12 protein-coding genes are annotated in these 12,919 nt (G+C 73.2%); 2 read left to right on the forward strand and 10 right to left on the reverse strand.

The features are described 5' to 3' along the window. Positions 1 to 439: 439 nt before the first annotated feature. The 5 genes from proC to CR470_RS28455 form a co-directional block, all read right to left on the reverse strand. Positions 440 to 1,249, reverse strand: a complete 810-nt coding sequence (gene proC, locus CR470_RS28435) for a pyrroline-5-carboxylate reductase (protein ID WP_097870368.1) — start codon at positions 1,247 to 1,249, stop codon at positions 440 to 442. 96 nt (positions 1,250 to 1,345) lie between these two features. Beyond that, complete coding sequence (locus CR470_RS28440) at positions 1,346 to 2,131, reverse strand: ABC transporter permease (protein ID WP_097870369.1); 786 nt, start codon at positions 2,129 to 2,131, stop codon at positions 1,346 to 1,348. Next, on the reverse strand, positions 2,128 to 2,952 hold the full coding sequence (locus tag CR470_RS28445; protein ID WP_097870370.1) for an ABC transporter ATP-binding protein: 825 nt from the start codon (positions 2,950 to 2,952) through the stop codon (positions 2,128 to 2,130). Before CR470_RS28445 ends, CR470_RS28440 begins: the two co-directional genes overlap by 4 nt. A gap of 124 nt (positions 2,953 to 3,076) precedes the next feature. Continuing rightward, entirely contained in the window at positions 3,077 to 3,610 is a 534-nt protein-coding gene (locus CR470_RS28450) for a hypothetical protein (RefSeq protein WP_097870371.1), read from the reverse strand. 44 nt (positions 3,611 to 3,654) lie between these two features. Next, positions 3,655 to 4,011, reverse strand: a complete 357-nt coding sequence (locus tag CR470_RS28455; protein ID WP_097870372.1) for an SH3 domain-containing protein — start codon at positions 4,009 to 4,011, stop codon at positions 3,655 to 3,657. A 132-nt stretch (positions 4,012 to 4,143) separates the two neighbouring features. On the opposite strand from CR470_RS28455, the gene CR470_RS28460 reads away from it, so the two are divergent. Then, a complete protein-coding gene (locus CR470_RS28460; RefSeq protein ID WP_097870373.1) occupies positions 4,144 to 6,315 on the forward strand; it encodes a protein kinase domain-containing protein in 2,172 nt (723 codons plus the stop codon). A gap of 92 nt (positions 6,316 to 6,407) precedes the next feature. Here CR470_RS28460 and ilvD read toward each other — a convergent pair whose 3' ends face one another. The 4 genes from ilvD to CR470_RS28480 form a co-directional block, all read right to left on the reverse strand. Then, complete coding sequence (ilvD, locus tag CR470_RS28465) at positions 6,408 to 8,258, reverse strand: dihydroxy-acid dehydratase (RefSeq protein WP_097870374.1); 1,851 nt, start codon at positions 8,256 to 8,258, stop codon at positions 6,408 to 6,410. Positions 8,259 to 8,406: 148 nt separating this feature from the next. Further along, a complete protein-coding gene (locus CR470_RS28470) occupies positions 8,407 to 9,024 on the reverse strand; it encodes a TetR/AcrR family transcriptional regulator (RefSeq protein ID WP_097870375.1) in 618 nt (205 codons plus the stop codon). Then, the gene (locus CR470_RS28475) at positions 9,021 to 9,854 is read right to left on the reverse strand and encodes a sugar phosphate isomerase/epimerase family protein (protein ID WP_179892394.1); all 834 of its coding nucleotides are present in this window, start codon (positions 9,852 to 9,854) and stop codon (positions 9,021 to 9,023) included. Before CR470_RS28475 ends, CR470_RS28470 begins: the two co-directional genes overlap by 4 nt. A 143-nt stretch (positions 9,855 to 9,997) precedes the next feature. Continuing rightward, positions 9,998 to 10,948 carry a Ppx/GppA phosphatase family protein gene (locus CR470_RS28480; protein ID WP_097870377.1) on the reverse strand — a complete coding sequence of 317 codons (951 nt, stop codon included), beginning with the start codon at positions 10,946 to 10,948 and terminating at the stop codon, positions 9,998 to 10,000. Between the two features lie 39 nt (positions 10,949 to 10,987). Between CR470_RS28480 and CR470_RS28485 the strand changes: the two genes are divergently transcribed. Then, positions 10,988 to 11,845 (forward strand): hypothetical protein, encoded by an 858-nt coding sequence (locus CR470_RS28485; protein ID WP_097870378.1) that lies wholly within the window; start codon positions 10,988 to 10,990, stop codon positions 11,843 to 11,845. Positions 11,846 to 11,894: 49 nt separating this feature from the next. On the opposite strand, the gene CR470_RS28490 is transcribed toward CR470_RS28485, so the two are convergent. Continuing rightward, the coding region (locus CR470_RS28490; RefSeq protein WP_441350783.1) for a BACON domain-containing protein at positions 11,895 to 12,919 on the reverse strand (1,025 nt) is incomplete at its 5' end.

Below are 12,919 nucleotides of genomic sequence, written 5' to 3' on the forward strand. Positions count from 1 at the left end.
ACTCTTTCGCGTCCGATTCCCGGTCGAAGCGGGTCTCGCATTTCCTGCTTCGCCTTCCGGTTCTTCGCTTTCGCGTTTCCCCTTTCGGCGAGTCCGACTCTATCAGATCCTTTCGGGCCTGATTCCCGGTCAGCGGGGCTTGTCTTCCCGGTTGTTGGGCCGTTCCGACGAGTGAGACTTTAGCGGATTCCTGCCCCCCGACGCTAATCGGGGTGCGTTCCTTCGAACGCGGATTCCTCATTTCGCGCAGGCACACGAAAAAGCATGCGACACGAGGTCGCGTCCTGTCGTGGTCACTACGGAATGGTTGTCCGGGGACCGACCGAGGCCGGCGCTCACGTCGGACAACTCGGAGCACACTACGGAGGTGTCCGGAGTGTGTCAACCCCCGGCCGGTGGTGCGGGTGGCCGGGGGCGGGCGGTGGGCCTGACCTGGTCGTCAGCCGTTGCCGGAGGCCAGTTCGCGGCTGCGGTCGCGGGCCGCCTCCAGGGCGGCGATGAGGGCCGCGCGCACCCCGTGGTTCTCCAGTTCACGGATGGCGCTGATGGTCGTGCCGGCCGGGCTGGTGACGGCTTCGCGGAGCTTGACCGGGTGTTCGCCGCTGTCCCGGAGCATCACGGCCGCACCGATCGCTGCCTGGACGATGAGGTCGTGGGCCTGGGCGCGGGGCAGGCCGAGCAGGATGCCCGCGTCGGTCATGGCCTCGACCAGGAAGTAGAAGTACGCGGGACCGGAGCCGGAAAGGGCGGTCGCCGCGTCCTGCTGGGACTCCGGGACGCGCAGGGTCTTGCCGACGCCGCCGAAGATCTCCTCGGCGGTGGCGAGGTGCGCGCCGGTGGCGTGGCTGCCGGCCGAGATGACGGACATGCCCTCGTCGACGAGGACCGGGGTGTTGGGCATGACCCTGACGACCGGGGTGTCCGGGGTGAGCCGGTCCTCGATGAACGCGGTGGTGATGCCGGCCGCGGCGCTGATGACCAGACGGTCGGCGGTGACGTGCGGTGCGAGTTCGTCCAGGAGCTTGCCCATGTCCTGCGGCTTGACCGCGAGGATGAGGATGTCGGCGTTCTTGGCCGCCTCCGCGTTGGTGACGGAGTCGACCCCGTACCGCGTGTGCAGTTCCTGGGCACGGTCGCCGCGGCGGGTGGTCACCAGGAGGTCGGCCGGCCGCCAGCCCGCTCGGATCATCCCGCTGAGCAGGGCCTCGCCGATCTTGCCGGTGCCGAGGACTGCGACTGTCTGGGTCATGCGTTCACCCTCCGGGCGGTGCTGGGCTGTGCTCTGTGCGGTGCTCTGTGGTCTGGTTCGGGCCGTCTTCCCTCCGTCATCCTCGCATCGGGGTTCTCACGGCGTACGGCGGCGGAGCGTGATCGCGCCGAGGCAGAGGACCAGGAGGGCGCTGCCCGCGACCACGGCGATGTCGCGGACGAAGTCGCCGGTGATGTCGGGGTGGTGGAGGACCTGGTTCATGCCGTCGACCGCGTACGACATGGGCAGGACGTTCGAGATCGCCTCCAGGACGGGGTGCATCGCCTCGCGCGGGGTGAACAGGCCGCACAGCAGGAGCTGGGGGAAGATCACCGCCGGCATGAACTGGACCGCCTGGAACTCGGACGCGGCGAACGCGGAGACGAACAGGCCGAGCGCGGTGCCGAGCAGGGCGTCGAGCAGGGCGACCAGGAGCAGCAGCCAGGGCGAGCCGGTGACGTCCAGGCCGAGCAGCCAGATGGAGACGGCCGTGGCGAGCGCCGACTGGAGAACCGCGACCGCGCCGAACGCGAGGGCGTAGCCCGCGATCAGGTCGCCCTTGCCGAGCGGGAGGGCGAGGAGGCGCTCCAGGGTGCCCGAGGTGCGTTCGCGCAGGGTGGCGATCGAGGTCACCAGGAACATCGTGATCAGCGGGAAGATGCCGAGGAGGGAGGCCCCGGTCGCGTCGAAGGTCCCGGCCGCGCCGTCGAAGACGTAACGGAGCAGGGTGATCAGCAGGACCGGGACGATCACGAGGAGCGCGATCGTGCGGGGGTCGTGGGTCAGCTGGCGCAGGACGCGGCCGGCGGTGGCGGTCGTGCGGGACGGGGTGAGCGGGCGGGCGGGAGCGCCCTCGGTCGGGGGCGGGGCGGTGGCCGTCATCGGGAGGCCTCCTGGGTGGGGGGCGTGGCCACGTCGGCCGGGTGCTCGTCGACCAGGTGGAGGAACGCGTCCTCGACGGTCTCCGTGCCGGTGCGGCGGCGCAGTGCGTCGGGGGTGTCCTCGGCGAGGATCCGGCCGTCCCGCATCAGCAGGAGTCGGTGGCAGCGCTCGGCCTCGTCCATGACGTGGGAGGAGATGAGGAGTGCGGTGGAGCGGTCGGCGGCCAGACGGTGGAAGAGGTCCCAGAGGTCGCGGCGGAGTACGGGGTCGAGCCCGACGGTCGGTTCGTCCAGGACCAGCAGCTCCGGGGTGCCGAGGAGGGCGACGGCCAGCGAGACGCGGCTGCGCTGGCCGCCGGAGAGCGCCCCGGCGAGGGCGTCGGCGTGGCTGGTGAGGTCGACGTCCCCGATGGCGCGGGTGACGGCGTCGCGGCGGGCGGCGCGGTGGGCGCGGCCGGGGTGCAGGACGGCGGCGAAGTAGTCGAGGTTCTGCCGGACGGTGAGGTCGGTGTAGACGGAGGGCGCCTGGGTGACGTATCCGACGCGGCTGCGGAGTGCGGGGTCGCCCGCGGGGCGGCCGAGGACGTCGAGGGCGCCGGTGGCCCTGGCCTGGGTGCCGACCACGGTGCGCATGAGGGTGGTCTTGCCGCAGCCCGAGGGGCCGAGGAGGCCGGTGATGCTGCCGGGGCGGACGGTGAAGTCGAGGGCGCGCAGGACGGTGCGGCCGCCGCGGACGACGGTGAGGCCGCGGGCTGCGATCGCCGGTGGTGGTGGGTGTGCCGGGGGCTCGGTGGGCGCTGCCCCGGGTTCGTAATTCATCATGTGATGAATTCTTCGCCCGGTCGGGGCGCCCGTCAAGGGGTGGGGGCACGAGGGAATGGCTCAGCCCGCCGACGCGGTGTCGGCGGGCTGGTGAGTCCTCGGTCGTTCGTCGGGCGGGCGGCCCTCAGCCGCGCTTCGGCCGCTTGCGGCCGGAGGCCCTGCGGGCCGCCGGGTTGCCGGTGCGGGTCGAGCGGCGCTTCTCGAACTGGACGCGGGCCTTCTCGTACTCGGTGCGGCGCAGCCTCTCGCCCGGGGCCTCGGTGAGCGAGCGGACGAAGTAGGCGAGGAGCGAGCCGATGAAGCCGATCGACTTCAGTCCGCGCAGGGAGTCCTCGCGGGCCGGGTCCTTCGGGCGGGCGGCGAAGCCCTCCCAGGTCTTGCGGAACGCGATGGCGCTGCAGATGGAGAACATCGCGATCACCAGCATCCCGACGAGACTCCCGACCTCCGCGATCTCCAGCCCCTGGTAGGCGAAGCGCAGGAGGAAGCAGGCGGCCACGGCGGCGGCCAGCGAGCCGACGGCGACGCCGACGCGCCGGAGGCCGTAACCGCCGTCGTGGTCGACCCACGTCGTGCCGAAGAAGCGGATGGGCTCGGGCCGCGGACCCGGCGGGGCCGTGGCGGGCGGTGTGCCGGGGGCTGCGCTGTTCTCGCTCACGGGGTCGATTATCCCCGTAGCCCCCGGTCACCCCTGCGGACGCGTCAGTCGCAGCGCGGTGCGATGTAGCCGTCACGCCCCGTATAGACGTAGGCGTCCGCGACGAACTGGCCGTTGGCGATGTTGTCCCAGAGGTTCGACGTGCCGTACGGGCCGGTGACCCACTCCCCCGGCTTCTGGCAGTAGATCGGGATCTTCTGTCCGTACGGCAGGGTCCTGACGATGCGGTAGCTGGTGCCGGGGCCGGTGCGGACGTTCACCCGGTAACCCGGGGCGATCGGATAGCGGGTGCCGGTCGCGGTGGTCTCCACCGTCACCTCGGCTTCCGCCGTGGCCGTCGCCCCTTCCGCCCCGTCCACCTCGTTCCGCGTGGGTTCCACGGTGTGCTCTTCAACGCCCATGTGGGCCTCCCCCGTTGAGAAACGCGTACGCGCGACGCGTACGACGCGCAGGCTAGCAAGCCCCGTGCCTCTCGCACGCACCATCGACTAGGCTCCGTGCGTCGCATGCGCACGAACACACGGGGGTGGGCGATGCCGCCGCTGCGAGAGCCCGGAGCGCATCCGGAAGCGGAGTTTCCGAGTTACGCCGGCACCTACCGTCTTGAGGCCCGTCTCGGCTCGGGCGGCATGGGGGTCGTGCATCTGGCGCGCTCGGCTACGGGGATGCAGCTAGCGGTGAAGGTGGTGCACGCGCCGTACGCGGCGGATCCCGATTTCAGGGCGCGGTTCCGGCAGGAAGTGGCGGCCGCGCGGCGGGTGAGCGGGGCGTTCACGGCGCCCGTCGTCGACGCCGATCCGGAGGCCGGGCGGCCCTGGATGGCCACCCTCTACATTCCCGGGCCCACGCTCGCCGAGCAGGTGAAGCGGAGCGGCCCGATGGCCCCCGCCGAGCTGCGCCGGCTGACCGCCGGGCTGGCCGAGGCGCTGCGGGACATCCATCGGGCAGGCGTGGTGCACCGCGATCTGAAGCCGAGCAACGTGCTGCTGACCGACGGCGGCCCCAAGGTCATCGACTTCGGGATCTCCCGGCCGTACGACAGTGATCTGCGCACCGAGACCGGCAAGCTGATCGGCTCGCCGCCCTATATGGCTCCCGAGCAGTTCCAGCGGCCGCGCGAGGTCGGGCCGCCGGTCGACGTGTTCGCGCTGGGGGCCGTGATCGTCCACGCGGCGACGGGCCGGGGCCCGTTCGACTCGGACAGCCCGTACATCGTGGCGTACCAGGTGGTGCACGACCAGCCGGACCTCGGCGGGGTGCCGGAGGACCTCGCGCCGCTGGTCGCCCGGTGCCTGGCGAAGGACCCGGCCGACCGGCCCACGCCGGGCGAGGTGATGGAGGCGCTGCTGCCCCCGTCGTACGAGGCCGACGCGTTCCTGCCGTCGCAGCGGCGGCGGGCGGTGGTCGCGGCGGCGGTGCCGGCGGCGAGGGAGCGGGACGGTTCGGAGGCGGACACCCATGTGGGCACCGCGCCCGTGGTGCGCCGTCGGCGGCTGCCGCGCGCCCGGCGACTCGTGGCGGCGGCGCTGCTCCTGCTGGTGGCGGGGGCGGGGGCGTACGCCGTGTGGGGCGGCGGTGGTACGGACACGAGCCGCCCGGAGCCGGAACGCGCGGGCGCCGGGGGTGGGGAGGGCGACGACGCCGTCACCCCGTGGCGTACCGCGTTGCGGACCTCCGGCAGCGCCACGCCCGTCTGTTCCACCGCCGGGGCGGGGGGCGCGCTGTACTGCTCGGCGGCCGGGGCCGGCACGGCCAGGATCGATCCGGCGGACGGGCGCGTGCTGTGGTCGGCCCGGTCCGCCTCGTCGCGGGCGGCCGCCCACGCTCCGATCGTCTCGGGCGGGGTCGTGCTCTTTGCCGGCCCGGACGGGAAGCTGCGCGCGTTCGATCCGGTGAAGGGCACCGCCGTCCGGGACACCGCGCTGTCCGCCCGTCCCGGTGGCGCGTTCCCGGCGGGCGACACCCTGCTGGCCGTCGCGGACGACGGCACGGTGACGGCGCTGGACGGTGCGAGCGGGGCGCCCCGCTGGAAGGGGCCGCTGGCGAAGCACACCCGGCCCGACTTCGCCCTGTACGACGGGGCGTCCGGACTCGCCTACGCCTTCGAGCACGCGCCCTCCGGGGCGTCGACCCTGGTCACGGCGGTGGACGCCGCGAGCGGGCAAGCGTCCTGGCAGCGACGGCTGGACGGGGTCCTCACTCCGGTCGGCACGGCCGGGGCCGGGGAGCTGGTGCTGACGGCGATGGACGAGAACTCGGACACGGCCGAGCTGGTCCGGTACGCGCCCGGGACCGGCGGGTCCGCCCGGGTGCCGCTGCCCTTCACGTTGGACGGGCCGCAGGTGGTCATGGCCGGGGACGTCGCGTATCTGCTGGCGCGGGGCGGGTCGCTGCTCGCCGTCGACACCGCGGCGGGCGGTGCGAAGGCCGAGCTGTGGCGGCTGGAGACGGGGGTGGGGCGGACTTCCGCTCCGGTGCTCGGGGAGGGCGGGCACCTGTACTTCTCCGCCGCGGACGGGCGGCTGCTGGCCGTCGACACGGGCCGGGGTGCGCTGGTGGGGCAGACCCGGGCGCGGCTGAGCGGCGGGAAGCTGTCGTACGCGTCCGACCTGCCCGCCCCGGTCGCGGCGGGGCGGACGGTCGTGGGGACGGCGCCGGACGGGTCGGTCTTCGCGGTGGACGGGGCGGATCCGGGCGCCTGGTGAGGGCCCGGTTCCGCCGTCAGGTACCCGGGGCTCTGCCCCGGGGAGGTACCCAGAGGCTCCGGGGAGGCCGACCGGGCCCCTGAGCGGTTACGTCAGCCCAGCTTCGAGACGTCCCTGACCGCGCCGCGGTCCGCGCTCGTCGCCATCGCCGCGTAGGCGCGCAGCGCCGCCGAGACCTTGCGGTCGCGGTTCTTCGGCGCGTACACGCCGTTCAGCGCCTCGCGGCGGGTGGCCAGTACGGCGTCGTCGACGAGCAGTTCGATGGAGCGGTTCGGGATGTCGATCCGGATCCGGTCGCCGTTCTCGACGAGCGCGATGGTGCCGCCGGAGGCCGCCTCGGGCGAGGCGTGGCCGATGGAGAGGCCGGACGTACCGCCGGAGAAGCGGCCGTCGGTGACCAGCGCGCAGACCTTGCCCAGGCCCCGGCCCTTGAGGAAGGAGGTGGGGTAGAGCATCTCCTGCATGCCGGGGCCGCCGCGCGGGCCCTCGTAACGGATGACGACGACGTCGCCCGGCTCGATCTCCTTGCGGAGGATCTTGTCGACGGCCTCGTCCTGCGACTCGCAGACGACGGCAGGGCCCTCGAAGGTCCAGATCGACTCGTCGACGCCGGCCGTCTTCACGACACAGCCGTCCACGGCGAGGTTGCCCTTGAGGACGGCGAGGCCGCCATCCTTGGAGTACGCGTGCTCGACGTCGCGGATGCAGCCGCCCGCCGCGTCCAGGTCGAGGGTGTCCCACCGCTCGGACTGCGAGAAGGCGGTCGCGGAGCGGACGCAGCCGGGGGCGGCGTGCCACAGCTCGATGGCCTCGGGGGACGGGGAGCCGCCGCGCACGTCCCAGTTCTTCAGCCACTCGGCGAGGGTGTCGGAGTGCACCGAGCGCACGTCCTCGTTGAGCAGGCCGCCGCGGTGGAGCTCGCCGAGGAGGGCGGGGATACCGCCCGCCCGGTGGACGTCCTCCATGTAGTACGTGCCGCCGGGGGCGACGTTGGGGGCGACCTTGGAGAGGCAGGGGACCCGGCGCGAGACCTCGTTGATGTCGTCGAGGTCGTACGCCAGCTCCGCCTCCTCGGCGGCGGCCAGCAGGTGCAGGATCGTGTTGGTCGAGCCGCCCATGGCGATGTCCAGCGCCATGGCGTTGTCGAACGCGGCGCGGGTGCCGATCGCGCGCGGCAGGACCGTCTCGTCGTCCTGCTCGTAGTAGCGCTTGGTGATCTCGACGACCGTGCGGCCGGCGTCCTCGTAGAGCGCCCTGCGGGCGGTGTGCGTGGCGAGGACCGAGCCGTTGCCGGGGAGGGAGAGGCCGAGGACCTCGGTCAGGCAGTTCATCGAGTTGGCGGTGAACATGCCGGAACAGCTGCCGCAGGTGGGGCAGGCGTTCTCCTCGATACGGAGGATGTCCTCGTCGGAGATGGACTCGTCGACGGCGTCGCTGATCGCGTTGACCAGGTCGAGCTTGCGGACCGTGCCGTCGACGAGGGTGGCCTTGCCGGCCTCCATCGGGCCGCCGGAGACGAAGACGGTCGGGATGTTGAGGCGCATGGCGGCCATCAGCATGCCCGGGGTGATCTTGTCGCAGTTGGAGATGCAGATCAGCGCGTCCGCGCAGTGCGCCTCGACCATGTACTCCACGGAGTCGGCGATGAGGTCGCGGGAGGGCAGGCTGTAGAGCATGCCGCCGTGGCCCATCGCGATGCCGTCGTCCACGGCGATGGTGTTGAACTCGCGCGGCACCGCGCCCGCCGCCAGGATCGCCTCGGAGACGATCCGGCCGACCGGGGCGAGGTGGGTGTGGCCGGGGACGAACTCGGTGAACGAGTTGGCGACCGCGATGATCGGCTTGCCGATGTCCGCGCTCGCTACGCCCGACGCGCGCATAAGGGCGCGCGCGCCCGCCATGTTGCGTCCGTGGGTGACCGTGCGGGACCTCAGCTGCGGCATCGTCGCTCGCTCCTTCGGCAGAGAAGACTGCCTTGCGCGTTCGGGCGGGAAAGACTGCCTCCGAGCGTACGCCCCGGATCCAAGATCTGGACAGCCTGTCCGAAATGCGGGACATGATGGTCGGTGGGTGGGTGGCCCTCGCCGGGGTTCAGCGCTCGCCCAAGTATCGCTGGAGCGCGGGGGCGACCATCGCCACGATGTCCTCCGGGTCGGCGGAGGCGAGCGGCTCGGCGCGGATCACGTACCGGAGCATCGCGATGCCGATCATGTGCGAGGCGGCCAGCTCGGCGCGGAACGTCGCGTCCGGAACGTCCAGCTCCGCCGCGATCCGCTCCAGCAGCCGGCGCAGGACGAATTCGCGCAGCACCTTCGCCGCCGCCTCGTGGGTCAGCGCGGAGCGCAGGATCGCCAGCAGGGGGGAGCGGGTGGCCGGGTCCTCCCACACGGAGAGGAAGAAGCGCGCCAGCCGCTCCCCCAGGCCCTCCGGCGGACCGCCGAGAACGGTGTGGACGACCAGGGCGGGTTCGAAGGTGACCTCGACGGCGGCGGCGAAGACCTCGTCCTTCGTACCGAAGTAGTGGTGGACGAGGGCGGCGTCGACCCCGGCGGACTTGGCGATGCCCCGGATCGACGTCCTGTCGTAGCCGCGCTCGGCGAACTCCGTACGGGCCGCCTCCAGAATGCGCGTACGGGCGTCGGGGCCCCCGGACGCGGCCTCCCTGGAGGGGCGGCCCCGGCGGCGCGGGGCGGGAGCGGCCTCGGTCACGGGCGGTGGATCTTCGGGAGCGGATCGCCGGCGGCGGCCGTGGTCGCCAGGTGGAGGCGGGTGAAGGCCAGCGCCTCGGCGAGGTCGGCCTCGCGTTCGGCGGAGGACATCGCGCGGCGGGTGTTGACCTCGATGACGACGTGGCCGTCGAAGCCCGTACGGGCGAGGCGCTCCAGCAGCTCCGCGCACGGCTGGTCACCCCGGCCGGGCACCAGGTGCTCGTCCTTGGCCGAACCCTTGCCGTCGGCGAGGTGGACGTGGGCGAGCCGGTCGCCCATCCGGTCCACCATGGCGAGCGCCTCGGTGCGGGCGGTCGCGGTGTGCGAGAGGTCGACCGTGAAGTGCCGGTAGTCGTCGTTGGTGACGTCCCAGTCGGGGGCGTACGCGAGCATCTCGCGGTCCCGGTAGCGCCAGGGGTACATGTTCTCGACGGCGAACCGGACGTCCGTCTCCTCCGCCATCCGCCAGATCCCGGTCACGAAGTCCTTGGCGTAGTTGCGCTGCCACCGGAACGGCGGGTGCACCACGACGGTGGAGGCCCCGAGCTTCTCGGCGGCGGCCCTGGCCCGCTGGAGCTTGACCCACGGATCGGTGGACCAGACCCGCTGGGTGATCAGGAGGCAGGGGGCGTGCACCGCGAGGATCGGGACCCGGTGGTAGTCGGAGAGCCGGCGCAGGGCCTCGATGTCCTGGCTGACGGGGTCGGTCCAGACCATGACCTCGACGCCGTCGTAGCCCAGGCGCGCGGCGATCTCGAAGGCCGTCGCGGTGGACTCGGGGTAGACCGAGGCCGTTGACAGGGCGACCTTCGCATCGGGGATGCGCACCACTGGTTCTGCCACCTGGACAGCCTACGGGCACCGGTGCGCCGCGCCGAGGGCTCCTGGCGGAAAGTGATCAGGGCCATGGACTTGTCACCGTACGTCACCGGGGTGGTACGGCCCGGAGTCCACCGCCGTACGTCCGCCGTACGTCACTGGGGCAGCGCGGCGCGTTCCACGGGGAGGTGGTCCAGGCGGCGCAGGATGACGCCCTCGCGCAGGGCCCAGGGGCAGATCTCCAGCTCCTCGACGCCGAACAGGTCCATCGCCCCCTCGGCCACCAGGGCCCCGGCGAGCAGCTGGGCCGCCCTGCCCTCGGAGACTCCGGGGAGCCGGCCGCGTTCCTCGACCGTCATCGCCGCCAGCTTGGGCACCCAGTCCTCCAGCGCCTTGCGGCTCAGCGAGCGCTGGACGTACAGGCCCTCGGTGGAGCGGGCGGCGCCGGCGATCCGGGCGAGCTGCTTGAAGGTCTTGGAGGTGGCGACGACGTGGTCGGGGCGGCCGGCCCGGCTGAACTCGCCCACCGTCCGCGCGATGCTGGCCCGGACGTGCCGGCGCAACGCCCTGACCTGCTCGGGGTCGGCCGGGTCGTCCGGCAGCCAGGCGCCGGTCAGGCGGCCCGCGCCCAGCGGCAGGGAGACGGCGGTGTCCGGTTCCTCGTCGATGCCGAAGGCGATCTCCAGGGAGCCGCCGCCGATGTCGAGGACGAGCAGCTTCCCCGCCGACCAGCCGAACCAGCGGCGGGCGGCCAGAAAGGTCAGCCGGGCCTCCTCCTCGCCGCTGAGGACCGCGAGGTCGACGCCGGTCTCGACCCGTACGCGCTCCAGGACCAGGTCCGCGTTGGTCGCCTCGCGCACGGCGGAGGTGGCGAAGGCCAGCACGTCCTCGCACCCCTTGTCCTCGGCGGCCTGGACCGCGCCGGCGATCGTCGCGACGAGCCGGTCCACGCCGAGGGGGCCGATGGCGCCGCCCTCGTCGAGGAGTTCGGCGAGCCGGAGCTCCGCCTTGTGCGAGTGCGCGGGCAGCGGGCGGGCGCCGGGGTGGGCGTCGACCACCAGCAGATGAACCGTGTTCGATCCCACGTCGAGGACTCCGAGTCTCATGGGGGAACGCTACTGCGCCATCGGACTTACGCTGTCCGCGTGCCAAAGACGAAAAAGGCTAAGCAGGACAAAGCCACGAAGAAGCAGAAGTCGAACAAGCAGGCAGCACAGGCGGGGGCGAGCGGACCGGTCCCGCCCGACGAGAAGGGCATCGACTTCGCGCGGGCCTGGGTGGAGTTCCCCGACCCGGCCGACGAGGAGCAGGTCTTCCGCTGCGATCTGACCTGGCTGACCTCCCGGTGGACCTGCATCTTCGGCAGCGGCTGCCAGGGCATCCAGGCGGGCCGCGCGGACGACGGCTGCTGCACGCTGGGCGCGCACTTCTCCGACGAGGACGACGAGAAGCGGGTCGCCGGGCACGTGGCCCGGCTCACTCCCGAGCTGTGGCAGTTCCACGACGTCGGCGCGGAGACGGGCTGGGTCGGCGTCGACGAGGACGGCGAACGCCAGACGCGCCGCTGGGAAGGCTCCTGCATCTTCCAGAACCGGCCCGGCTTCCCCGCCGGAGCGGGCTGCTCGCTGCACATCCTGGCGCTGCGGGAGGGCAAGGAGCCCTTGGAGACCAAGCCGGACGTGTGCTGGCAGCTGCCGGTGCGGCGGACGTACGACTGGATCGACCGGCCCGACGACACGCGGGTGCTCCAGGTGACGATCGGCGAGTACGACCGGCGGGGCTGGGGCCCGGGCGGTCACGACCTGCACTGGTGGTGCACCTCGGCCACCTCGGCGCACGGTGCCGGTGACCCGGTGTACGTGTCCTACCGCCCGGAACTGATCGAGCTGATGGGCAAGGAGGGGTACGACCGGCTGGTCGAGCTGTGCGAGGAGCGGCTGTCCTCGCTGCTGCCGATGGCCCCGCACCCGGCGGACCCGCTCCCCGCGCCGAAGAAGCGCTGAGGCGCACCCGGGCCTGCGAGACCGGCCTGCCGGTCCGGCCGGCGGACCCTCAGCCCGTCGGTTCCGGGGCGGAGGGGCCGGGATCGGTCGGGGCCGGTTCCGTGGGGCTCGGGTCGGTCGGGCGCGGTGTCGGTTCGGGTGGGTCCGTGGGTTCGGGCGGACCGGTGGGGTCCGGCGGACCGGTGGGGTCGGTCGGGCCCGGTCCGGGGTCGGTGGGGCCCGGGTCGGTGGGGCCCGGATCGGTGGGGCCCGGATCGGTCGGGCCGGGGTCCGTGGTGCCCGGGTCCGTGGGGCGGGGCGAGTCCGTTCCGGGGCGCGTGGGGCGCGGGCCGCCCGTCGTCGGGGCGGTGACCCCGTGACCGTCGATGAGCACGGCGGAACCCGAGGGCGTCAGCGAGATCCGGGCCCGCCACGGGCCGCCCGGCTGCGCGTCCCGGATCACCGAGACCGCGATGGTGGTGCTCTGCCCGGCCGCGAGCGTGCCGGACGTACGGCTGAGGCGCAGCCACGGGGCGTCCGTCGCCGCCGACCAGCTGACCGGCCCGCGGCCGGCGGCGGTCAGCGTGAGCGTCGTGACGGCCCCGGAGGTCCGGGCCGTCACCGCGAGCCGGGCGTCGCCGTGCTGCGTGCCGCCGGTGCTGACGACCTCGGCGGTGACGTCCGGGACGCGGGCGCCGAAGCGGTTGCCGGGGCGGCCGTCGCCGGTGTTCTCGTAGGGGGTGTGGGGGGCGCCGCTCATTCCGCCGGCGCCGTCTATCTCCGTGGCGCTGACCGAGGAGCCGTCGTGGCCCTCGCCGGTCTGGGGCGCTCCCCGGTACGCGGCCCACAGGGCGATCACGGGGGCGGCGACCACCGTCGCGACGACCGTGGTCGTGACGACCCGGGCGCGCAGCCGGTCCCGGCGGGCGGCCTGGTCCTTGGGGTCGAGCGGATACCCGGCCCGGTCGAAACGCGGGCCGACGGCGCGGGAGCGCCGGGCCTGGGCCAGCGCGACGTACACGGAGGGGCGGGGGGCCTCGACGACGGGCAGGGCTGCGACCGGGGCCAGGACCGCTCCGGGCCAGGGCCCCGCGG

Origin of the sequence: Streptomyces sp. rh34, from assembly GCF_002551245.1 — a bacterium.
Lineage (GTDB): Bacteria > Actinomycetota > Actinomycetes > Streptomycetales > Streptomycetaceae > Streptomyces.

Excerpts from the sequence above, each read along its gene's own strand:
- proC (WP_097870368.1), bottom strand. The coding sequence starts at position 1,249 with ATGACCCAGACAGTCGCAGTCCTCGGCACCGGCAAGATCGGCGAGGCC.
- CR470_RS28440 (WP_097870369.1), bottom strand. The coding sequence starts at position 2,131 with ATGACGGCCACCGCCCCGCCCCCGACCGAGGGCGCTCCCGCCCGCCCG.
- CR470_RS28445 (WP_097870370.1), bottom strand. The coding sequence starts at position 2,952 with ATGATGAATTACGAACCCGGGGCAGCGCCCACCGAGCCCCCGGCACAC.
- CR470_RS28455 (WP_097870372.1), bottom strand. The coding sequence starts at position 4,011 with ATGGGCGTTGAAGAGCACACCGTGGAACCCACGCGGAACGAGGTGGAC.
- CR470_RS28460 (WP_097870373.1), top strand. The coding sequence starts at position 4,144 with ATGCCGCCGCTGCGAGAGCCCGGAGCGCATCCGGAAGCGGAGTTTCCG.
- ilvD (WP_097870374.1), bottom strand. The coding sequence starts at position 8,258 with ATGCCGCAGCTGAGGTCCCGCACGGTCACCCACGGACGCAACATGGCG.
- CR470_RS28480 (WP_097870377.1), bottom strand. The coding sequence starts at position 10,948 with ATGAGACTCGGAGTCCTCGACGTGGGATCGAACACGGTTCATCTGCTG.